The organism is Echinicola pacifica DSM 19836 (genome assembly GCF_000373245.1).
Classification (GTDB): Bacteria; Bacteroidota; Bacteroidia; order Cytophagales; family Cyclobacteriaceae; genus Echinicola; species Echinicola pacifica.
Genome location: NZ_KB890760.1, coordinates 78,871 through 102,136 on the forward strand (window position 1 = coordinate 78,871; position 23,266 = coordinate 102,136).

The window sequence follows — 23,266 nt, forward strand, 5'->3', positions numbered from 1 at the left end:
ATAAACGCAAAACACTCAGGTTTTTCTGAGCATCAAAATTTGCACATTTAGTCATTTGAAAGAAGGCCTTCGCTCAGAGCAGGCCTTCTTTTTGGTTTAGGGCTATCAGGTCATATCGTATTAATTGATTTGAGGCTCTGCCTCAAACAATGATCCTGGGCAAAGTGGGGGATAGTAGGGACTTTGATAGAAACTTCTGATTAGACGTTAATGTAAAACTACCTCCGGCTTATTTGTAAAGCGTTCAGCAAGCTAAAAATAGAGTGAATAGTGAAATAAATCCAGACACCATTTCACTTTTTTTCTCCCAACTGGCTTTCACAAGGAGTATATTTTAATCATTGAGGTGGGAGCGGACTTGATCCACTTCTATTCGCTGCTCTTCTCCTCCGAATACCGAATAGATATACGTGGCTATTTCTGCAAGTTCCAAATTGGTTAATCGAGCATTCCCGGGCATAGGCTGGTTATATACTATCCCATTTACGGTGATTTCACCGGCTATGCCATGCTTCATTAGGTGGATGGTCCTTCCTGTATCTTCTAGCATAAAGTCGGCTTTCACCAGTGGGGGGATAAGTTTACCCAGGCCCGTGCCGTTTTTCTGATGACAGTTGGCGCAATTGTTTTCATATAGCACCTGACCTTCCACGGCATATTGGCGAGTTTTGAGGTCTTTGATTTCATTGAGGGAGATCAAGCCGTCGTCTTGCTTTTGTTCGGACTGGCAGCCCGCAAATAAGGATAGTAGAACTGCAAATAGTAAAGGAATGCAGCAGTAGTTATTATTCATCATCCAATAGTTTTGGGATGTCATTTAGCAATACGTCCACTTGATCTTCTTTGGTGCCATCATAGACACCACGAATATGACCTTCTTTATCGATCAATATAAAGGCGCCGCTATGGAGGAATCCACCAGGTTCATTTTTATCTTCCATGGCGGTGGCGAGATAGCTGGTTTGCCCGATTTCGAATATTTTTTCCTGATCACCAGTGAGGAAGTGCCATGTGGAGGCATCTTCGATACCAAGTTTTTCAGAGTAGTCTTTCAGCAGGGCCACAGTATCATGGGTGGGATCGATAGAGTGGCTGAGAATCTGGAACTCTGGATTTTCTCCAAATTCCTCGTATAAGCGCAGCATCTGGCCCTTCATGATTGGGCAGATGGTAGGGCATGAAGTGAAGAAAAAGTCTGCCACATACACTTTGCCTTGCATGTCGGCATTGGTGATGGTATTGCCATCCTGATCCTGAAAAGAAAATGGCGCGATCTTATGGTAAACAGTGTCCATTACCTTTTGACCCTCTATCGTTTTTTCTTCGGTGCTTTTAAATCCTAAATAAGGAAGTTGCTCTTGACCCTTATTTGGAGAGGTACAGTTCCATACGGAAAATATCGTGAGTATTACTACTGCAATTGTTAAATTATGTCTAACCATTCTCTTTACTAATTGTATTCGTTTAATTATTGTTTCTGTACCGCTTATATACCTTGATACCAATCATCAATAATAGACTTAAGCCTACCAATCCTGCCATTCCCCATGCCATATCGGCCATATTCTTAAGGACTATCAGGAATACTATGGCAAATAACAGCAGCGTAGCTCCCTCATTCCACAGTCGTAACTGGGTGGAAGTCCAGGAGGCTTTTCCGATTTGTAAGTTCTTATAAATCCTATGGCATATGAAATGATAGACATAGAGCAAAAGCACGAACATCAGCTTAAACTGCATGAAGTCTTGGTATATATACCCAGAACGATAAGTCAAGGTCCATGTTCCGAAAATCAAGGTTAATATTGCCGAAGGCCAGGTAATTCCTAACCATAGCCGCTTGGCCATCAGGTCCAGCTGAGGCCTTAGGTATTTCTGCGCTTCAGGAGGTTTTTCGAGGCATTCTGTTTGGTAAACGAAGAGCCTGACGATATAAAATAAGCCCGCAAACCAGGTGACGACAAATATGATATGAAGTGCCTTTATGTATTCGAATTCCATCATCAAAATTTTACCCTAAATTAATGGTTTAAGCTGGATAAATCATCAGAAAATACGTATCTAAAGGTTATGGCTGCGGGATGATCCCCATAATTCAGCTTTTATGAAATTGAATAAGTTTATGAAAACTTCTACTTTATTTTATGTGATAGTGACGATCGTCATTGGTTTAGCGATTTGGATGGTGATTGATGCTGGTTCTCAGCCTGGATTGGGGGATATCAAGGTTGAGTTTGAAGAAAAAGCCAGTTATAGGAATGAGAATAATACCGGACCTGTGCAGCGGATTTATGCGGTATGGATGGCTGAGGCAGATTGGGACGAGATGAAGCGCTACGGTGAGCTGATGCCTCATACCAAATATGGCAATACCAAGGTGTTCTTTTTCCTGGATAAAAATAATACACCGACCAAGGTATTTCCAGACGAGCCATATTACGATGCTTCCTTAGCGCCCTATTGTGTGGCTATTTTTGAGAAAAAGGCAATGGGTGAGGAAGCTTTCCGCCAGTTGGACAAATAGTTCTATCTGGCCTATCAGCGCTTGGGTTATATTTATTATTCTGAGGTTTGGGAATGCCACATGGGTCTTATCAATGGGTAATTATAGTAGCGGTGGTTCCTTATACTGGTGCGTTTTTTGCAGGATCGGGCCATATCAATTTTCATAAAGCATAGAGATAGTTTACGATGAGGAATAGAATGAAGATCACTTTTTTACTTGCGGTACTTATAGGTCTGGGATCTTGTGGGGGCGAAAACGAGAGCAATAGCAATAGCAATAGTGAAAATAATGAGCAGGAACTTTTAGGATACGAGGAGCAGGTGCTTCGGGATAGTTCCTGCCTGTCCAACACTGAGCTATGCGCTGAGGTATCACTTCATTACCCTGTATTTCAGGGAGCGGAGCAAGCTAAGGTGGACTGGCTCAATGGGCATGTGGAGCAGCAGCTGCTGATGTATTTTGATCCACAGCAGTCAGCGCCGCAGGATTCCAGCCTCAAAGGGGCAGTGGCGAGATTTCTTGATGAAGCAACTAAATATAATCAGGATTCGGAGTTTCAGTCGGCCTGGATGCATCAGACCAACGCTAAGGTGAGTACAAAAACTCCAAAGGGCATCTCTTTAATGGTTGAAAATAGCAGTTATACCGGTGGGGCTCATCCTATATCGACAGTGATGTTTTTAAATTTTGATTTGGAGCAGCAGCGTTTATTGAAGGCGAAGGAGGTGGTGCTGAAGCAGGCGGAACTGCAGGAAAGGGTCTTGAAATTGTTTAAGGAGAAATATGAGGTGCCGGCGGCAGGAAATCTGGCCGGTGATGGCCGATTCTTTCTGGATAATGGTGAGTTTTTTCTACCCTCGGCAATGGGGTATGAAGGAGAGGACTTGGTCTTAATCTATAACCCTTATGAAATTGCACCCTATTCCTTTGGCTTGACAGAAATCCGCATTCCATTGGACTCCCTAGCGGGAATAGTATGGATGCCTTAAGCAAGCTACGGATAGGGATTCTTAATAAGAGCGCATTTTGAATTTCTTACGAAGCTCATTAATGGCATTCCTGAAAGCAGTGTCTGTTTCGATCAGGTCATTGATAGTTTGTACCGCATGGATTACAGTGCTGTGATCCCTGCCGCCAAAGTGATAACCGATGGATTTTAGTGAGTGGTTAGTGAATTCTTTGGAAAAGTACATGGCCACCTGTCTTGCGACAACAATTTCCTTTTTACGAGTTTTGGCTTTGAGATCTTCAAGCTTAATGCCGTAATAATCAGAAATGGTCTTCTGGATAAAGTCGATTCCTACCTCAGTTTCGATGTCCTTTACGATGTTTTTCATTATCGTTTTGGCTAGGCCAAGATCAATCTCCACACGGCTAAGCGAGGCATGGGCGATCAATGAAATGAGTACACCTTCCAATTCCCGGATATTCGTGTCCACTGTATAAGCGAGGTATTCGATGACATCATCGGGGATATAAATCCCTTCACTTTGCATCTTGCGCTTGATGATGGCCACCCTGGTCTCAAAGTCTGGCATATGAACATCTGCTGTAAGTCCCCACTTGAATCGGGACAAAAGTCGCTCTTCGAGGCCTTTCAGATCTCTGGGAGGGCAGTCAGAAGTCATGATAATTTGTTTCTTGCTCTGATGAAGGTGGTTGAAGATGTGGAAAAACATCTCCTGAGTCCGGTCCTTACCCGCCAGAAATTGAATATCATCAATAATCAATACGTCCACCTGCATATAGAAATTGGTGAAGCTCTTTACGTTCCCATCTTTGATGGAGTCCATAAACTGGTTCACAAACTTCTCGGAGGATACATAAAGTACAAATTTCTCCTCTGGGCCGTTTTTAATTTCATTGCCGATGGCTTGGATCAGGTGGGTTTTGCCCAGCCCTACACCGCCATAGATCATCAGTGGATTGAATGAAGTCACACCTGGCTTAGTAGCCACAGCGTAGCCGGCAGAACGTGCCAGACGGTTGCAATCCCCTTCTATATAGGTGTTGAAAGAATAATTGGGGTTGAGATTAGACTGAAGTGTGGCCTCTGAAGCCAAAGACTTCATCTCAAAAGGGCTCCTATCTTCACGCTGCTCGGCCTTTTGAGGCTTTTTCTTTCCCGGATTGATGTTTCCCTGAGGATAGCTAACGACATAAGGTTGGTTTTGGGAGTTCCCTCTGTCCACCACCACTGCATATTCTAATTTGCCATTGGGCCCAAGAATATTCTTGATAGCAAGCTTCAGTACCTGCACATAATTGTCTTCTAGCCATTCGTAAAAAAATTGACTGGGGACCTGAATGGTAAGTACAGAACCATCCAATCTCACTGGGTTTATGGGTTTAAACCAAGTGGAAAAGCTCTGTTCGTTTACGTGCTCTTCTATGATACGCAAACACTCATCCCATACTGCTTTGGCCTCTGAATTCATTTAAAATAAGTTACTAGAAAGATTATTAGCTGATCCGCTTCACCTAAGAAGGGCAACAAATTTGGGGAAAATATATCTAAATTAAAAATCAATTTACACTTGACTTAGCTTGAGTTTTCTGATAAGGCCATAGAGGATATGATTTAGGCTATTTGGTTGATAATTAATTTTAAAATACTGGATATTCGCCAGAAAGAAGTAGAAATCCCCACGCATTCTGTTGATGATTGGATGGGCCCTTTACAAAACCTTGCTTTTAAGTAGGTGATTTGCTCCTGAGAAATGACTGGCTATGAATCTGGAATATACGAAAATTTAAAGTAATAGACCGCTGAAAAATCAAGAGTATTTTAAAGAATCATTTGGGAGATTTATATAGGAATTCTCTCTAAATCTTCTATTTTTATCGGAGATGGTGGCGTAGGTTTTCTCCACCCGTAGCCTAAGATAAGCCCAATGATGATCGACAGCCATTTTTATGGATTCTCCTACCCGGATCCCGCAGTGTGGAAGCAGAATGTCTTGAATGAATTGACTAAGAAATTCTCAGGAGAGAATCTTGATAAATTGATTCATAACTATGAGGTCAATCCTCCTTTTTATGGGCTCTCCGATCGCCCGACTTTGCTCGATAGAAGTATTCATAATCAAAATCAATTTAGTATAATAAGTCCGATCCTGTCCGCCCATGATGCGCCGGACTTACTGGCACAGCGCGCGCGCTGGGGGATGGATGGTTTCATCATCGAAGAGGGGCTGTCGCCGCTGAGGCTGGAGCTGCTCTCAGCGACCTATCGGTCCAATAGTGAATTGTACTTTCATTTTACTCGTCCTGAAGGACTAAGCGATTTTCTTTCTCAGGGATTGGATAGTTTGCCTTTAGAGACTTCTGGAGGTTTGCGCTGGAATATGTTCGCCCCAATAGCTGATAGGAAGCCATCCTTTGGGGATTTGGCTATTAATCCATTGATACCAGAGGTATATGCTAAGACTAAGAAATTTCTCGGTTTTCGCGGCTTAAGCTTTGAATGTGGGGAAGGTGGCGATTCCGAGGAGCAGATGATTCATCAGTTATACAGGGTATTATCGGAATTTATAGAGGTGCTTGACGTATTGACGGAGCAGGGAGAGGAGGTAAGGACTGTACTTTCCGCCACAGCCTTTTATGTGGGGATTGGCAATGATTATTTTAAAGAAATAATACGAATCAGACTGCTAAAAAAAATGGTGCTGCTATTAGCTCGGGACATAGATTCCACGGTCTCAGCCTCCGATATTTTTATTTTTTGTAAGTCTGAAGATAAGCCCTTGTCAGCGTCAGAATTGGGAGAGTATCTGGTGCGGCAGACGATGAAGGGCATGATGGCTACACAGGGAGGATGTGATGCCCTATGTTTGGGAGCAGTCAGCTTAGGAGATGATCTGGAGGAGCAGTGCCGGCTGCTGGTAAATAGTGCCCATATTATCCGCCATGAAACAGGCCTATTGAGGATGGAGGACCCCTTATGGGGAAATTTTTATATGACACATAAAGAGTCCGAATGGGCCAATAAAGTATTGGTTCTCCTGAGAGAGGGTAACCGATAAAAGTGATTTGCGCACTCTGCGTACAATAGTAAGTGATTTATACCATTACTCTATAGAACCACAATTTTCCATGCGCCCAGATTTATCCAAAATAACTCTCGCTTCCCTGCACACTAAAAAGGACCAAGATCCGAAGAAGCTTGCTCATCTTCCTTTTATTGCGGGTGTTCCACCTTTTCTAAGGGGGACTCATGGGGCCATGTACCTGACGAGGCCATGGACTATTCGGCAATATGCAGGCTTCTCGACAGCGGAAGCATCGAATGCCTTCTATAAAAATAATCTTGCCGCAGGCCAAAAAGGGCTATCTATTGCCTTTGATCTTGCCACCCATCGAGGCTATGACTCGGACCATCCTCGGGTGACGGGAGATGTAGGGATGGCCGGAGTCGCCATCGATACCGTGCAGGATATGGAGCGACTTTTTGAGGGAATCCCCTTAGCTGAGATGTCCGTGTCCATGACCATGAATGGTGCGGTAATCCCCATTCTTGCCTTTTTTATTCTCGCTGCCGAGCGGCAAGGTCTTGCTCCTGAGCAGCTTAAAGGGACCATTCAGAATGATATTCTGAAAGAGTTTTTGGTGAGAAATACCTATATCTACCCTCCAGAGCCTTCCATGAGGATTATAGCGGATATTTTTTCCTATACCGCCAGACAGATGCCACGCTTTAACTCTATTTCTATCTCGGGATATCATATGTTAGAAGCAGGGGCCACCCCCGAACTGGAGCTGGCCTATACCCTTGCGGATGGATTGGAATATGTGCGGTGTGGAATTCGGGCAGGCTTGGATATTGATGATTTTGCACCTCGACTATCTTTTTTCTGGGGTATTGGCATGGATCATTATACTGAAGTGGCCAAGATGCGGGCAGGCCGATTACTATGGGCTAAGCTGTTGAAGGAATTTGACCCAAAGGATCCTCGATCAATGATGCTCCGTGCCCACAGTCAGACGTCAGGCTGGTCCCTGGCCGCTCAGGACCCCTTAAATAATATTGCCCGAACGACCATAGAAGCCTTGTCTGCAATTCTTGGGCATACTCAGTCTCTGCATACCAATTCTTTTGACGAGGCCTTAGCATTGCCCACAGCCTATTCTGCGGGGATTGCAAGACGGACCCAGCAGATCCTAAGGGATGAGTTTGGACTCTGTGATCTCATCGATCCTTTGGGAGGGAGCGATCATGTTGAGCAAGAAACGGAGCGATTAGTGGAAGCCGCATGGGGACATATCCAGGAGATAGAGAAGAAGGGAGGTATGGCCAAGGCGATTATTGAAGGTATTCCAAAGGCAAAAATCGAGGAGGCAGCCACCCTACGGCAGGCAGCATTGGACTCTGATCGCGAAGTCCGTGTAGGGGTGAACACCTTCCGGCTGGAGAATGAAATGGAGCACGAGACCTTAGAGGTGGACAATAAACAGGTACTTCAGCAGCAGGTATTGAAGCTCAGAAAGCACCGAGCCGAAAGGGATCAGGTCGCGGTAAAGGCTGCCTTGGAGGCCCTAGAAGCCGCAGCTGCCGATCCTCAACAAAACCTGCTTCAAGTGGCAATTAATGCAGCTCGATCTGGAGCCACGCTGGGGGAACTTAGTAATGCGATGGAAGCCGTATTTGGGAGATATGAGCAAACTAGTGCCTTGGTGCGCGGGGTATATAGTGGGGCTATTGGAGATAGTGAGCGGTACCAGGATGCTGCCGCCCTAGTGGAGAAGTTCCGAAGACAGGAGGGGAGGAGCCCAAGAGTATTGATGGCAAAAGTGGGCCAGGATGGCCATGACCGTGGTTTGCAAGTGATCTCCAGTGGCTTTGCGGATCTAGGTTTTGATGTGGTGCAGTCACCGATGTTTTTATCACCGGAGGAGGTGGCGGCCAATGCCGTGAAAGCTAAAGTGGATATCATAGGGCTGTCCACTATGACTGGTGCCCATAAGACGCTGGTGCCAGTGATGATGAAAAGCCTGAAAGCCCTCGGTAGGACTGATATTATGGTGGTGCTGGGAGGGATTATTCCCATTAAAGACCATGAAACCTTGAAGAATTTAGGTGTGGCGGCTATTTATGGCCCGGGAACCCGCCTTACCAAAGCCGCTGCATCTATATTGAAGGGGATGACTCACGACTAGATTTACGGCGGATAAAGCAACTTGCTGCTCGCCCCTTTCATAACATGATTTTTATCATACTATTTGGCTTTTGAGGTCGCTTTTACGAGGTTTAGGTAGTTATTAGATGGGTTTTTAAACTTTTTGTGGTAATTAACGATGTTTTTAGTTTTGGGTAAATAATAAGCTGGTTTTTTGCCAATATTGGTTGTTTATTTGATTAATAATTCTTCCTATAAATGATTAAAAAGATCCATAATAGTAGGTCTCATCATTGAGTAACAACTCAGGATTTAACTTATTTTTTCAGCCCTATCAAAAATGGACTTGCCTATTGGGTACCAAGGAAATGATAGGGATAAAGGATCGGGTTAGTCATCTAAAAAAAATATTTTGCAGCCTGAAAATCACTTCTGGATAGGCTGATATCAGTGTTTCGTTTCGGTAAAAATAATAGTCCTTTTACTGCGTAGGGAACTATTGGGTTTTAGATAGATAGGGTTACCTCAATAGGTAAATATGCATTAAGGTCTTAATTTTGGTTTAACAAAAGGAAAGCCATCTTTTAGGTAAAGGGTGGCTTTTTATTCTTGTTCTCCAAGGAGTTTTGAAAATGCCACCTTCCAGTGGCTCGCTGATCCTAATTTGGCAAGCCAGCCTACTGGTCAAACATCTCGGGCAAAACCTTGAGCTGATCTAGTTTTACAACGGTAGCTTCTCCCAAAGCTTCTTTGCCATCAAGTACTTCCATAAGGCAGATGTCATATTGGGCTAAACCAGCCAATCAAAGCAGTCAGGGAAATGGGCAGGCGAGATATAATGGTGCTGGCTGGTGGTCTAACCTTTCCATGAATACGATATTTTTAATAAAGGAGAAGTGATAGAGGTTTTCAGATTTTCGTCACGAATACAAAGGTGATTACTGGACGATAACGGATGGTTATGAATAAAGGCTGCTATCAAAAAAATAGTCTTATGTGGTAACGGCTTTTAAATAAAGCACAAAGAGCACCGTGGGGGGAGGAGTTTGGTGAAGGTTAAAATAATATTATCTTCAAAACCTCGATTGGAAATAAGAATCCTCATAGAAGTTTGGTGGGACAGGAAGCAGCGATGCTGATATTTATTAAAGTATATAGGTGAGGAAGAAGGCTTAAAAAGTAAAAGGCGAACCGTTGACTTCAACGGTTCGCCTTTTACTTTTTATTGAGGAAAATGTTTACTGATCTTCTCCTCTAAGTTTGAAAATGGCACCTTCCAATTGGTCACTGATCCTGATTTGGCAGGCCAGCCTACTGGTGTCAAACATCTCCGGCAAGGCCTCGAGTTGATCCAGTTCTACATCGGTAGCTTCTCCCAGGCCTTCTTTGCCGTCAAGTACTTCCACATGGCAGGTGGCGCATAGAGCCATACCCCCACAAGTGGCCAAAACGGGATATTCAGAGGCTTTGAGAACTTCCATTAAGCTAAGTCCCATATCATCGGGAGCTTCAATCGGCTGTCTGTTGCCGTCGTGATCTTCTACTTCAAATGTTACCATGCTGCAAATTTACAATTAAAATGAATTTACACCATTAACGGTGGTATATTTAAAGCTTAGTTTTTGGTCTGGATACACATATTTGAATGCGCTATGGCACATTATTGCGGATTCATGGAAGCCACAAAGGATAAGTTTTAGTTTATTCTCATACGTGTTAATATCTCCTACCGCATAGATTCTCTCCACATTGGTGGAGTAATCAGTGGTATCCACCTCGATGGCGTTTTTGTCTATATTTAATCCCCAATCGGCTATAGGGCCTAGTTTTGGGCTTAGCCCAAACAGAGGGATAAGGTAATCCGTTTCGATAGTGGACTCTTCCTTCGCCTTATTCTTCATGGATACGGACTGCAAATGGCCATTTCCAGAAAGTTTGGTGAGGTTTGAGCTTAAGATAAGGTCGATCTTACCGTTATTGGCAAGGTCAAATACCTTGGCAGCTGAGTCAGGCGCACCGCGGAAAGTCTCATTTCTATGTACTAAAGTGACTTTTTCGGCTATTTGAGAAAGATAAATAGTCCAATCAAGCGCTGAGTCACCGCCACCAGCAAGGATTACTTTCTTGTCTCGGAACTGCTCCGGATCTTTTACCATATAGGTAATCCCTTTGCCTTCAAAATTCTCAAGATTCTCCAATACAGGCTTTCTAGGCTCAAAACAACCAAGTCCACCAGCAATGACAATCACTTGAGCATGTACCTTCGTCTTGTCACTAGTGGTCAATACAAAGGATCCATCGTCCTGCTTAGCCAAAAAATCCACTCGCTCGCCCAAACTGAAAGTAGGGTTAAACGGCTCAATTTGTTTCATTAAGTTATCCACCAACTCCTGAGCTTTCACTTCAGGATATCCAGGGATATCATAAATTGGCTTTTGAGGGTAAATTTCGGACAGCTGTCCGCCCACCTGTGGCAATGCGTCTATAAGGTGACAACGCATTTTTAATAGGCCTGCCTCAAATACTGTGAACAATCCTACTGGTCCCGCTCCGATGATGCAAATGTCAGTTGTTATCATGGTATAAATATGTATTTACTTCGTTTTTAGCAATTTGAATTCCTTGAATTTCCGTGCAAATATAATCAGGAAATCAGGGAATTCCATGCATTATTTAAAACTGTTCTAAATTACCGTAAATGGTGTTTAAAATGCGCTTAAACTCCTCAAAGTCCTTCTGGTCTAAGTTCTCCCATGCTTTTTCTCGTATGGTGGCCACTTTGGGCTTGAGCTCCTTGATCTTTTCATGACCTTGATTCGTCAGGTTTACTTGGATACTTCGTCTGTCTGCAGGGTGAGGTGTGCGTTCCACATATCCTTTCTTGCACAAAATATCCAAAATCCGGGTTAGCGTAGGCTGATCCTTGAAGACTAAGCCCGCTAGTTCACTTTGACTTAATACGTCATGCTCTCCCAATCGTCGCAAAACCAACCACTGATCGACTGTCACATCAAATGCCCCGCTCTTGAAATGCTGCTGAGCATATTGCTTCACTCGTCTGGCCGTCCTGTCCAATAAAAAAGAGTATTGACTGAATTGTTCCTTTGTCATCGCAATTATTAGTGTGACAAATATAATTGAAAATTTTTTTAGGAAAAACAAAACCCTATAAAAAAGATAGGGTTAATGAGTTTTTTGTCTGACCTATTAGACTGTCAAAGATTAGGGCTTTGTAAATGAGTGATTTGTAAGATGTTTTGATAAAACTATTTCAGCCTTTCATCCTCGGCCATCAGCAAAAAGTCCACCGCCGCCCGGATAGTCTCTCCCTCAAATCCTCCTGTGGGGGTTTTGACCATGACTTTGAAGGGTTCTTCGAACAGATGGATTTCATAGTCTGAACCCAGATGCTGCAGGCCTGCTTTGTATAATGCGGCAAGAAACCACTGGCAAAGTGCAGCAGGCCCATGGATTGTAGTCACCGTATCAGGGTAGGTGGAGCGCACTCTTCCGTGATGAATATCAAAGTACAATCCCGGGCTGGTCAATAAATGCTGGATTTTCCCGCTAACGATCAAGTCCTCAGGAGATCCTTGGATCAGCGGTTCGCCGCATTGCATAAGCCACAGTTCATCGGCAGTTTCTATGGCGACTTCTAAGTCATGGGTGATCACAAGAATACTTTTGTTCTCAGTCTTACAGATGGTCCTCAAAAGCTGCATGATCTCATGCCGGTTGATCAGATCCAGATGAGCGGTGGGCTCATCCAGGATGATTAATTGCCCATCCTGTGCCAAAGCTCTGGCGATCATTGCTTTTTGACGCTGGCCATCGCTGATCTCACTAAGGGGCTTGTCCTTGAAATAATTTATTTTGGTGGCCTCCATCGCTTTTGCGATAATATGAAGATCCGCCTCTGCCAGACGTCCCGCCCAGTTGGTGAAAGGTACTCTACCCAGAGCCACCAGGTCGGCGACGTGTAAGTTTCCTGAACTTACGCGGTCGGTCAGCACAACACTTGCCGTCTTAGCCATCTGCTCTGCAGAGAGTTTTTTGAGGTCCTTACCATTGATATAGATGCTTCCGCTCAGTGCTGGGATATGCCCGAGCAGCGTTTTTATCAAAGTGGATTTGCCTACACCATTTGGCCCGAGAAGGCAATACAGCTGGCCCGGAAGGAGCTGGAAGTTTAATCCATCGTGGACCTTTATTTCTTGCTTTTTGCGGGTATAGCCAATGCAAAGGTCCTGAGCGCTTATGGTATATAGAGGCTTTTCCATTAAAATTCAGCATTGAAGTTTTTCCGCAATATCAGCCAAATGACCAGCGGTGCACCCAATAAGGAGCTTACAATATTGATAGGGATGGTCTCGGCGGAGCCTGGGAGCTGACAGATAGCATCACATAGGAGCAGAAACGAAGCGCCCAGAAGCGCACTTACTGGTAGCAAAGTACGGTGATCCGCGGTGCGGAAGATGATTCTTACCAGGTGAGGAACAGAGATGCCGATAAAGGCAATAGGTCCACAAAAGGCGGTGGCACTTCCGGCCATTAAGCCTGTGCTGATGATCATGGACCAGCGTAGTCTATTGATATTTATCCCCATGCTTTTGGCGTAATTTTCACCCAATAGCATAGCATTGTATGCCTTGGACTGCGCTATGGCGGGAAGTAATCCTATAAAAGTGATCAGGGCAAAAATAAATAAGGGCCAGCCGGAAATCCCGCCTAAGCTTCCCATGGTCCATACGGTATATAGCTTGAGCTCCTCGGCCTCTCCAAAATAGGATAGGATATTTACGAAAGCTCCTGAGGCACTTCCAAACATAAGACCTATAATTAGCAGGGTGGTGCTGCTTTTGACTTTCCAGGCAGCTAGACTTATCATGCTCATCACGAGGATGGCGCCTAAGCTACCGGCGAGCACCATCGACCATACCCCTCCATTGATCAGGTCAGTCCCTCCATCCATCAATGTCCAGCCAAAGGCGCTGGAGCCTAAAATTAACAGAGCCACCCCTAATCCTGCCCCGGAACTAATCCCCAATACGTAAGGGCCAGCCAGAGGATTTCGGAAAAATGACTGCATCTGTAGCCCACTGAGGGATAAGCCCACGCCGGCGATGATAGCGGTCAGGGCTTTGGGTATCCGGTAGGTGTCCAGAATCGTAACCCAGGTGCTTTTTTCCAGCTCATTGCCCATGAGATGATGGAATATCGAATCGATGGGGATGTACACTGAGCCTATAGCAATATTGATCAGGAACATGCATAATAAGATTATGATGCTTATGCCTGCTTTTTGCCATAAATTACCCCTAGCCTTTAGCATGAATCTTTAGTTGATTTTTTTGTAAAAATAAGGAGTATAATTGGGGACCAGCTCAGGATGAAAAATTTTTAGTAGATCTTTTAGTATAATGTCGGGCCTTGAATAGCCCATTTCAAAGTATTCTAATCCTCCTGTGGGGCCCTTAGTATTCGCAAAGGTATAAACTTGCGCATTTTTATAAGCTTCAAATTGTCTGTACCGGGGATCGGCAGCGCCCATCGTCGCCAGATCGGAATATTCTCCGGTACTCAGCCATATATCTGCTTCCACACCTTGATCCAGCACCACCTCATAGCTGAGCTGAAGGCTGCCATCGGATTCCTTATCTTGGAAGATGTATTTTCCGCCAGCATCCGCTATAAATATCGCCCCCCAGTTATTCCCCGCAGGTGCATACCAACTATCCTTATACATATTCCCACTAAGAATACTAGGCTTTGAAGCCGTAGGGATGCCTTGGCCCATAGTTTTTAATTCATCATAGTTGTCTTTTACCCTTTGATAGCTTTCCTGAGCTTCCGCTAACCGGCCGGTAAGAGCCCCCGTAAATTTGATCCATTCGGCACGGCCCAGAGGATGTTGTTCCAGGTAGTCTCCATTGATGACGGCAGGTATGCCAACTTGATTAAGTAATTTGACCTCCTTCATATTGTCCCCAAGTGTGCTTATTATCACTAGCCCGGGCTGCAAATCCATTATTTTCTCTAGATTATAAGAAGCCCCAGATCCCAAATCAATCACTTTTCCAGCATCAATCTTCTCACGAAGGCTGGGAGTGGAAATAAAATCAAGATTTGGAAATCCAACCAGGGTCTCGGAAATCCCCAGTAAATCTAAATGTGGCACCTGCGTGGTGGAAGTAAGGACGATCCGATCTGCCGCATGGGGTAGAATGGCGTCAAACTGGCTACTGTCTGGCTCCTCGGAGCTTTGTTCCTCCCGGACCAAATACCTGAAGGGCCGGTCGCTTCCCGGAAAAGCCTGATGCACCTCGATAAGCTTATATCCTGGCCCCTGAAATAACTTGAAACCCTGGGCGTAATCCAAAGGGATCTCCTGTAGCTCTGCTGTTAAATTTTGATCCTTTTGATCCTTGGATCCTCCGCAGGCAGTCACAAAACTGATGAGCAGAAGGATGAAAAATAGCTTAATATTCATGAAATAGGCGTCTTTTAGAGCAGTGAGCATTCAATGCTCACTAAAAGTTAAAATTAACCTATAAGGTTATTCTTACCAAATATTATTTTTTCGGCCTACCCAATCGGGTTCCACGATCCGTCAAGGAAAGAGGTATGTATTCTCCTTATCCTGTGCCCACTAGTTTGGATTGATCGATTGAATATACGCGTAGGAATTTAATTGGGCCAGGGGCAGAAATTAAAAGTATAATATAAAATTAGGAGAGATATGATTAGGCAGTTGAAGAGTTTGCCCGGGGCAAAAAAAGTAGTCTTAATATAAGATAGCTCCGATGACAAAAGAGTTGCACCATTAGGGCCTATTAATATATACTCTTAGGGAGCCAAGAGGGGAGGCCTAGGGGATGAAAGTTTAAGTTCCAGCATGGTTTGAGAGTTTAGCCATGCTGGAGCTGATATTTATTCTTCTAATGCCTCTTTCATTTTTTTCTGAAAATTTTCGAATAGGGCGCAGTACTTTTTTATAATATTGTCGGTAATGCTGGCATCCACATTTTCGGTATATACATCGGTAGCTTTGATGCGGCAGATGATCATATCTAGCCATCCTTTACCATCATCGATGAGGTCCTCATCGAAAGCATCGAGGGTAATGTCCCTGGACCCACTATAGGTAGGTCGTCCTTGCTGGTGAAAATAACTAGCCATGGTATTGAGCGCCTGTTCATGGGTTACCTCAAATGAGCGATGCAGATGTCGCTCCAGTTCGGGTTTTAGGCCTTTCATCTTTATGGTGTCGATGATCTCATTTAACTCCCCGAGGGATTGTTCGAAGTCAGCAAACCTTTGGTCACAAGTAATGGTTTGAGTTTTCATAGTATAAAATTATTTTGGGTGCTATGAATTAATTACGGTCAAAGGGGCGCTTTTTACCAGACACCCTATCTAAATCTACAAAAAAAGCACTGAAATAATCCAGTGCTTTTTAGTTTTTTTATAAATATTCAGCGGTCTATCGTACGCTATAGGATTGCCTAAAAACTCTGCCTCTAGGGGTAAGCCCTTCCAGAACCAGCCTGCCGCTATACTCTTCGAGGAATTGACCGATTTCTTCGGGATCTTCAGCTGCTTCACCGTTCACTTTGGTCAGGATAAATCCATTTCCCAGCCCCAGCTCACTCAGGTAGCCGCGTGATAAGGAGGTGATTTTTACGCCATATTCTATATCAAGTCGATCCTTGTCCACGGTATTTACAGCCTCGAGTTTTGCGCCTAATAGCGCCGAAGAATAAAATTCACGTTCTATTACTCCCGTGCTGCCTTGGAGGTTTTGCAAGGTGAGGGCAGTGCTGAGCTGTTTGTTGTCCCGGAGGTAGGTCACATTTACCTGATCCCCAGGGTAATAATAGGAAAGGGCCTCTTCAAAACTTCCTTTCCCTGTAATTCGGGTATTGTCCACAGCGATGATGATATCATTGATCTTGATCCCCGCTTTCTCTGCGGCTCCATTTCTTATGGTATGTTTTACCACCACGCCATCTAGGGACTCCAGTCTCATTTCTTCAGCAATTTCGGGGGTGATTTCTATTGTTTCCACCCCTGGAATGGCCTTTTGCACTTCCCCGAATTTAATGAGGTCATTGGCGATTTTTGCAGCAATATCCACGGGTACCGCAAATCCATAGCCGGTATATGAGCCCGTTCGAGAAAGAATCGCCGTATTGATCCCTACGAGTTCTCCCTGAGTATTGACCAAGGCTCCCCCGGAGTTGCCAGGATTAATGGCGGCATCCGTCTGGATAAATGACTCCAAAGGAAAGTCCCCACCCAGGATATTGATCTGCCTCTCTTTGGCAGAAACTATCCCTGCGGTGACAGTGGAGGTGAGGTTAAATGGATTTCCCACTGCCAAGACCCATTCGCCGATGCGGAGGTCCTTGCTGCTTCCTTGAGGGATGGCGGGAAGATGATCTGCATCGATTTTCAATACCGCAATATCCGTATTGGGATCGGTGCCGATGAGCTTAGCCTTATAGGTTTTCTTATGATGTACGACTTCCAATGTTTCAGCATTTTCCACCACATGGTTATTCGTGATGATATAGCCATCTGCTGAGAAGATCACCCCTGATCCGGTGCTCACCTGCTGGCTGCTGCCTCCTTGCGGACCAAAGAAGTAGTCAAACATACTATATCTTCTATAGTCAGTTCCCGAAAAATTCTTAATAAATACCACTGATTCGGTGCTCCTTTCCGAGGCTTCCACGAAGGATACTGGCAGCTCAGCGCTGGTATTCCTTGAGGAGGATGCCTTTTCATCGAAATGATTTATGGTGCTGGAGACAAATTCCCCGCCGGATGAAGGTGGCAAGCTCATGGATATGGGCTGCTGCACCCCTACTTGCTGATAAGCCCATGCGCCAAGCACTCCGGCGAAGAAGGCTATAAAGAATGTTTTTAAGCTATTCTGCATAAGTATGTTTTTTTGATCAAATTACGTGTATTTGACGTGAAAGGATAATTGATTTAACAAACTTTAATAGTATCACCGCTGATGAAGATACATTACTTTCCTTGAAAATGGGTTTTGAGGCTTCAGCAGGGGTTTTGAGGTCTGTGTTTTGTGTTTTCTCAAGGAGATTATTGCCTATATTCGCTGAATAATAATAGGCCAATAAAATGCCAAAACCCTGAAAAGTGAAAAAGTGACAAAAAATCTAAGGAAAAGTCTTTGAAGCTTGTAAATTTGTCAGCCTATAGTGTCAGCTTAGGCAAAAAAACATAGGGATGCAGACTGCATCCATGAGGCGAAATACACAGATGAATGTCAAATAAAAAACGGGTAGCCATTTTAGGATCTACAGGCAGCATAGGTACACAGGCATTGGAGGTGATAAAAGCCCATCCTGATTCCTTTGAGGTGGAGGTCCTGACAGCCCAAAATAATGTAAATTTACTGATCCAGCAGGCACTGGAGTTTCTGCCCAATGCGGTGGTTATCGGAAATGAAGCTCATTATCCAGCCGTAAAAGAAGCCCTTGATCCTCATTTTGTAAAGGTCTATGCAGGGGAGTCTGCCCTAGCTCAGGTGGTGGAGATGGAGACCATTGACGTAGTTTTGACAGCCTTGGTGGGATACTCAGGTCTCTTGCCGACCATCAGTGCGATTCAGGCGGGTAAGCAAATAGCACTGGCCAATAAGGAGACGATGGTGGTGGCCGGGGAGCTCATTACACAGATGGCTCGCGCCAAAGGGGTGAATATCTACCCTGTTGACTCGGAGCATTCAGCGATTTTTCAATGCTTGGTAGGTGAATTTCATAATCCCATCGAAAAACTAATCCTTACCGCCTCAGGTGGTCCCTTCCGGGGAAAGAAACGGGAGGAGCTCCTGCAGGTGACCAAAGCCCAGGCGCTCAAACATCCCAACTGGGATATGGGGGCTAAGATTACCATCGATTCAGCCTCTATGATGAATAAAGGCCTGGAAGTGATCGAGGCCAAATGGCTGTTTGCCGTTAATACTAGCCAGATTGAGGTCGTGGTACATCCACAGTCCATCGTTCATTCGTTAGTACAGTTTGAGGATGGCAGCCTAAAAGCGCAACTTGGATTGCCGGATATGCGTATCCCTATTCAATTTGCCTTGTCATATCCTGATCGTCTAAAGTCGGATTTTCCAAGATTTGATTTCAGCCAATATCCTAGTTTGGATTTTGAGAAACCAGACATGGATACTTTTCGTAACTTGCAGTTGGCCTTTGAGGCTATAGACAAGGGCGGAAACTTACCCTGTGTACTCAATGCTGCCAATGAGGTAGTCGTGGAGGCTTTTCTTCAGGATAAAGTAGGCTTCCTAGAAATGTCTGACATCATAGAGAAGACCATGCACAAAGTGGATTATGTCGCGAAGCCCGTGCTGGAGGATTTTATATCCAGCGATCAGCAGGCGAGACGAAAAGCAGAAGAACTTATAAAGAATAAAAGGTAAAATATGGATACTTTAATAATGGTCGGGCAGCTCTTACTGGGCTTATCTATTCTCGTGGGACTTCACGAAGGTGGGCACATGCTAGCTGCTAAGATGTTTGGAATGCGAGTGGAGAAATTTTCGATAGGTTTCCCTCCAAAAATCATAGGTTTTAAATATGGAGAAACCGAGTATTCCCTGGGAGCGATTCCGCTTGGGGGTTTTGTGAAGATCTCAGGTATGGTGGATGAGTCCATGGATACCGAACAGCTCAGTTCCGAGCCTCAGCCATGGGAATTCAGAGCTAAGCCAGCTTGGCAGCGATTGATCGTCATGCTGGGCGGGATTATAGTCAATGTGATTACTGGTATTATCATTTTTGTAGCCCTTACCTATGATCGTGGTGAGACTTTCTATTCCCGAGATCAGGTGATTGAGCATGGTATCGTGGCTTACGATATTGGCAAGCAGATAGGTTTTCAGGATGGCGATAAGGTAATGGATGTCAATGGGCATTCGTACGAAAGCCTTTCGGATCTATCGACTGGCTCAGTTCTCCTTAGCGAAAATGGCTATTATACCGTCGATAGAGATGGAAAAACCATTCAGATTGATATTCCCAGAGGATTTATCAATTCCTTCTCCAGTCAGGAGTCCATGTCCAATTTTATAGATATTGGTGTGCCATTTACAGTTAGGGAAGCAGTCGCAGGTTCGCCGGCGGCGGAAGTAGGCCTTCAGGAGGGCGATAAGATCGTAGCGGTAAACGGGGAAAAGACCCGCTACTTTACTGATCTTCAGCGGCAGCTAGCGGCGCATTCAGAAAATGAGGTCGCGCTGACTTACCTTAGGAATGGAAAAGAAATGCAGAGCAATATTAAAGTTCAGAAAGATGGGACAATTGGTATTGCTGTGGATCCGATGATTCAGCCTGTTCGCAAGAAATATACTCTAAATCAGTCCATAGGAATAGGTACCGAGAAGGCCTTCAGTGTGGTTATTGTCAATGCCAAAGCACTGGGTAAGATGTTTACCGGAGAGGTGTCCACCAAGAACGTGAGTGGCCCGATCGGGATGGCAAAGATTTATGGAAGCAGTTGGGATTGGGTAAAATTCTGGAGTATTACTGGATTGATTTCAATGATTTTGGCCTTTATGAACCTACTGCCGATTCCAGCATTGGACGGTGGGCATGTGGTGTTTTTATTATATGAAATGATTTCTGGCCGCAGTCCTTCAGAGAAATTCCTTGAGAATGCACAGAAAGTTGGCATGGTATTGTTATTAGCATTAATGGTATTTGCTATCGGAAATGATATTATAAAACTATTTACGGGTAGTTAATTCCCGTAGATTGCTATAGATATTGTTAAGGGCAAAAGAAATTTTGCCCTTTTTTGGCCTCTGGGCTTATTGATATTTTTGCAAGGGGAAAGTATGATCCCTGCCAATTTGTACCAAAGTGTGGATTGGCATATCCCTTGATCTACTAACCGAAACCCCACGATACATTCATTGTTGGGGAGATGTGTAATTTAAGTATGACAAAATTGCAGTCATTAGATATATATATGAAGAAAAGCGACCATTCTATTTATCATAGCATGATGGTAGGAGATTTTGCCGGCGAAGGAGATTTAATTCAGTTGATTACGGATGATGAGGAGGACGATCAGTCTGAGCTGGAAAGTTACTCAAATGAGATTCCCATATTATCTGTACGGAATACGGTATTATTCCCTGGGGTGGTTATCCCAATTACCGTAGGCCGTCAACGCTCCATAAAACTCGTAAAAAAAGCCCATAAGGGAGATAAGATGATCGGGGTATGTGCCCAGGTCAATCCTAATAATGACGATCCCTCCTGGGAGGATATCTATCAGGTAGGTACCATCGCCAAGATTATAAAGATGATTGTTTTGCCTGATGGGAATACCACTATCATTATCCAGGGAAAGAAGCGTTTCGAAATCACCGAACAGGTGACCGAAGACCCTTATTTCCAAGCTAAAGTGGAATATCTGGAGGAGAGTTTTCCGGAAGGAAATAAGGAAATACAAGCCTTAGAAGAATCTCTGAAGGACGCCGCAGGCAAGATCCTAACCCTAAATCCTGAAATCCCTCGAGAAGCTCAGGTGGCATTGGACAATATTGATAGCACAGCATTTTTGACCCATTTCTTGTCCTCTAATATTAATGCTCCTGTGGAAGCCAAACAGCGGCTTTTGGAAATTAATGACGGACTGGAAAGAGCCACTCTCTTATTGGAATTTATGATGAGAGATATCCAAATGCTGGAGCTCAAAAGTGAAATTCATAAAAAGGTACATACCGATATCGATCAGCAGCAAAGAGATTATTTCTTGCGCCAGCAGATGAAAGTCCTTCAGACCGAACTAGGCGAAGAAGGTCCTGAAAAGGAAGTGGAAGAGCTTCGCATCAAAGGTCGAAAGAAAAAATGGCCTAAATCAGTGGCCGCTCATTTCGATAAGGAGCTGGATAAGATCCTTCGGATCAATCCTTCCGCTGCGGAATACCCTATTGCCCTTAATTATGCGGAGCTGATGGTAGAATTGCCTTGGGGAGAGTTTACTAAGGATAATTTTGACCTGAAACGTGCCAAGGATATCCTGGACAAGGATCACCATGGTCTGGAAAAAGTAAAAGATAGAATCATAGAATACTTGGCGGTACTGAAGCTGAAAAACGACCTTAAGGGTCCTATTTTATGTCTGTATGGCCCTCCAGGTGTAGGTAAGACCTCCCTTGGGAAGTCAGTGGCCAAGGCTTTGGGAAGGAAATATGTGCGGATGTCCCTGGGTGGACTTCATGATGAAGCGGAGATCCGTGGACATCGTAAAACCTATGTAGGGGCTATGCCAGGTAAGATTATTCAGAACATGAAAAAAGTACATACTTCCAATCCGGTGTATGTTTTAGATGAAATTGATAAGTTGAATTCGGACTTTAGAGGAGATCCCTCTTCTGCTTTCTTGGAGGTCTTGGATCCAGAACAAAACAGCAGTTTTGTGGACAATTACCTGGAAGTAGAATATGATCTATCCAAGGTCCTTTTCATTGCGACAGCTAATTCCCTGGAGACGATCCAGCCAGCCTTGCGGGATCGTATGGAGATCATCGAGGTGACCGGATATACGCTGGAGGAAAAGGTGGAAATAGCCAAAAAGCACCTGGTGCCAAAGCAGCGTAAAGAACATGGACTTACAGGGAAAGACATCACCTTTGACAAAGCCGCTCTGGTAAGAGTGGTGGAAGGATACACCCGGGAGTCTGGTGTGAGAAGTTTGGAAAGACAGATCGGAACTATCATCCGAAACGTGGCCAAATCAATCGCCATGGAGGAGGAATATCAGAAAAAAATCACCCCATTGATGGTTCGTAAGATCCTCGGCGGAGAAATCTTCGACAAGGAAATGTACCAGGACAATAGTGTGGCTGGCGTGGTGACCGGCCTGGCATGGACTTCCGTGGGAGGAGAGATCCTCTTTGTGGAATCCGCACTTAGCAAAGGCAAAGGAAAACTGACACTTTCTGGACAGCTTGGGGATGTGATGAAGGAATCTGCCATGACGGCGATCTCCTATCTGCGCTCCAAGGCGGATGAGCTTGAAATTGATCATAGAATATTTGATCAATATGACCTGCATATCCACGTTCCCGCAGGTGCAGTACCAAAAGACGGACCCTCCGCTGGGATTACCATGCTGACGGCCCTGGCCTCAGTATATACACAGCGGAAAGTGAGAGCAAAATTGGCGATGACTGGCGAGATCACCTTGCGAGGCAAAGTAATGCCGGTGGGTGGAATAAAAGAGAAAATCCTTGCGGCAAAAAGAGCTGGGATTAATGAGATTATCCTCTGCAAAAGAAATCAAAAGGACATCGAGGAGATCGATGAAGCTTATGTAAAAGGAGTGAAATTCCACTTTGTGGATATGGTTTCTGAGGTATTGGAAATCGCACTTATGGACGAAAAAGTAAAAAATGCGATAAACTTTAGTTTTCATAAAGAGGAAACTAAAGTGGAGGCATAAATAAGAACTCATCCACAGTAGGTCCATACGGGCTTATTGTGGATGAATTTTTTTTTCTATAGTAAACTAATAATTGACTACCTCCTGGCATTTTTATTTGAACCATCTTCTATTGCAGGCGTTATTTTAGTGAGCTTGCTCCTGAGGC

General features: G+C 44.4%; 19 protein-coding genes. 7 read left to right on the top strand and 12 right to left on the bottom strand.

Going from position 1 to position 23,266, the window contains the following annotated elements:
* Positions 1 to 334 precede the first annotated feature (334 nt).
* From B050_RS0121590 to B050_RS0121600, 3 genes are read right to left on the bottom strand one after another with little or no spacing between them, the layout of a single operon-like run.
* Positions 335 to 796 carry a c-type cytochrome gene (locus B050_RS0121590; protein ID WP_157492943.1) on the bottom strand — a complete coding sequence of 154 codons (462 nt, stop codon included), beginning with the start codon at positions 794 to 796 and terminating at the stop codon, positions 335 to 337.
* Positions 786 to 1,442: an SCO family protein gene (locus B050_RS0121595; protein ID WP_018476047.1), complete on the bottom strand. Its 657-nt coding sequence runs from the start codon at positions 1,440 to 1,442 to the stop codon at positions 786 to 788. The genes B050_RS0121590 and B050_RS0121595 overlap by 11 nt, the downstream gene beginning before the upstream one ends.
* A 22-nt stretch (positions 1,443 to 1,464) precedes the next feature.
* The gene (locus tag B050_RS0121600; RefSeq protein ID WP_026236084.1) at positions 1,465 to 2,001 is read right to left on the bottom strand and encodes a CopD family protein; all 537 of its coding nucleotides are present in this window, start codon (positions 1,999 to 2,001) and stop codon (positions 1,465 to 1,467) included.
* A gap of 103 nt (positions 2,002 to 2,104) precedes the next feature.
* Between B050_RS0121600 and B050_RS0121605 the strand changes: the two genes are divergently transcribed.
* Both B050_RS0121605 and B050_RS0121610 read left to right on the top strand, forming a co-directional pair.
* The gene (locus B050_RS0121605; protein WP_018476049.1) at positions 2,105 to 2,524 is read left to right on the top strand and encodes a hypothetical protein; all 420 of its coding nucleotides are present in this window, start codon (positions 2,105 to 2,107) and stop codon (positions 2,522 to 2,524) included.
* A gap of 179 nt (positions 2,525 to 2,703) precedes the next feature.
* Complete coding sequence (locus B050_RS0121610) at positions 2,704 to 3,495, top strand: DUF3298 and DUF4163 domain-containing protein (RefSeq protein WP_018476050.1); 792 nt, start codon at positions 2,704 to 2,706, stop codon at positions 3,493 to 3,495.
* 21 nt (positions 3,496 to 3,516) lie between these two features.
* Here B050_RS0121610 and dnaA read toward each other — a convergent pair whose 3' ends face one another.
* Complete coding sequence (dnaA, locus tag B050_RS0121615; RefSeq protein WP_018476051.1) at positions 3,517 to 4,944, bottom strand: chromosomal replication initiator protein DnaA; 1,428 nt, start codon at positions 4,942 to 4,944, stop codon at positions 3,517 to 3,519.
* A 456-nt stretch (positions 4,945 to 5,400) separates the two neighbouring features.
* Here dnaA and B050_RS0121625 point away from each other — a divergent pair, with 456 nt between their 5' ends.
* Complete coding sequence (locus B050_RS0121625) at positions 5,401 to 6,531, top strand: methylmalonyl-CoA mutase family protein (RefSeq protein ID WP_018476053.1); 1,131 nt, start codon at positions 5,401 to 5,403, stop codon at positions 6,529 to 6,531.
* A 70-nt stretch (positions 6,532 to 6,601) separates the two neighbouring features.
* Positions 6,602 to 8,662, top strand: coding sequence for a methylmalonyl-CoA mutase (gene scpA / locus B050_RS0121630; RefSeq protein ID WP_018476054.1), 2,061 nt, complete (start codon positions 6,602 to 6,604; stop codon positions 8,660 to 8,662).
* A 1,198-nt stretch (positions 8,663 to 9,860) separates the two neighbouring features.
* Here the strand turns inward: scpA and B050_RS0121645 are convergent.
* The 8 genes from B050_RS0121645 to B050_RS0121680 all read right to left on the bottom strand — a co-directional run bounded on the left by B050_RS0121645 (position 9,861) and on the right by B050_RS0121680 (position 17,566).
* Positions 9,861 to 10,181 (bottom strand): 2Fe-2S iron-sulfur cluster-binding protein, encoded by a 321-nt coding sequence (locus B050_RS0121645; RefSeq protein ID WP_018476057.1) that lies wholly within the window; start codon positions 10,179 to 10,181, stop codon positions 9,861 to 9,863.
* Between the two features lie 15 nt (positions 10,182 to 10,196).
* Positions 10,197 to 11,201 carry an NAD(P)/FAD-dependent oxidoreductase gene (locus tag B050_RS0121650; RefSeq protein ID WP_026236085.1) on the bottom strand — a complete coding sequence of 335 codons (1,005 nt, stop codon included), beginning with the start codon at positions 11,199 to 11,201 and terminating at the stop codon, positions 10,197 to 10,199.
* Positions 11,202 to 11,295: 94 nt separating this feature from the next.
* Positions 11,296 to 11,733: a MarR family winged helix-turn-helix transcriptional regulator gene (locus B050_RS0121655; RefSeq protein ID WP_026236086.1), complete on the bottom strand. Its 438-nt coding sequence runs from the start codon at positions 11,731 to 11,733 to the stop codon at positions 11,296 to 11,298.
* Between the two features lie 155 nt (positions 11,734 to 11,888).
* A complete protein-coding gene (locus B050_RS0121660) occupies positions 11,889 to 12,902 on the bottom strand; it encodes an ABC transporter ATP-binding protein (protein ID WP_018476060.1) in 1,014 nt (337 codons plus the stop codon).
* A complete protein-coding gene (locus B050_RS0121665) occupies positions 12,902 to 13,891 on the bottom strand; it encodes an iron ABC transporter permease (RefSeq protein ID WP_018476061.1) in 990 nt (329 codons plus the stop codon). The genes B050_RS0121660 and B050_RS0121665 overlap by 1 nt, the downstream gene beginning before the upstream one ends.
* 69 nt (positions 13,892 to 13,960) lie before the next feature.
* Entirely contained in the window at positions 13,961 to 15,112 is a 1,152-nt protein-coding gene (locus B050_RS0121670; RefSeq protein ID WP_026236088.1) for an ABC transporter substrate-binding protein, read from the bottom strand.
* 440 nt (positions 15,113 to 15,552) lie between these two features.
* The gene (locus tag B050_RS0121675; RefSeq protein ID WP_018476063.1) at positions 15,553 to 15,969 is read right to left on the bottom strand and encodes a nucleotidyltransferase substrate binding protein; all 417 of its coding nucleotides are present in this window, start codon (positions 15,967 to 15,969) and stop codon (positions 15,553 to 15,555) included.
* A gap of 136 nt (positions 15,970 to 16,105) precedes the next feature.
* Positions 16,106 to 17,566 carry a S1C family serine protease gene (locus B050_RS0121680; RefSeq protein ID WP_018476064.1) on the bottom strand — a complete coding sequence of 487 codons (1,461 nt, stop codon included), beginning with the start codon at positions 17,564 to 17,566 and terminating at the stop codon, positions 16,106 to 16,108.
* 351 nt (positions 17,567 to 17,917) lie between these two features.
* On the opposite strand from B050_RS0121680, the gene B050_RS0121685 reads away from it, so the two are divergent.
* The 3 genes from B050_RS0121685 (at position 17,918) to lon (ending at position 23,118) form a co-directional block, all read left to right on the top strand.
* A complete protein-coding gene (locus tag B050_RS0121685) occupies positions 17,918 to 19,084 on the top strand; it encodes a 1-deoxy-D-xylulose-5-phosphate reductoisomerase (protein WP_018476065.1) in 1,167 nt (388 codons plus the stop codon).
* Positions 19,085 to 19,087: 3 nt separating this feature from the next.
* Positions 19,088 to 20,407 (top strand): RIP metalloprotease RseP, encoded by a 1,320-nt coding sequence (gene rseP / locus B050_RS0121690; protein ID WP_018476066.1) that lies wholly within the window; start codon positions 19,088 to 19,090, stop codon positions 20,405 to 20,407.
* 227 nt (positions 20,408 to 20,634) lie between these two features.
* Positions 20,635 to 23,118, top strand: a complete 2,484-nt coding sequence (lon, locus tag B050_RS0121695; protein ID WP_018476067.1) for an endopeptidase La — start codon at positions 20,635 to 20,637, stop codon at positions 23,116 to 23,118.
* Positions 23,119 to 23,266: the final 148 nt, after the last annotated feature.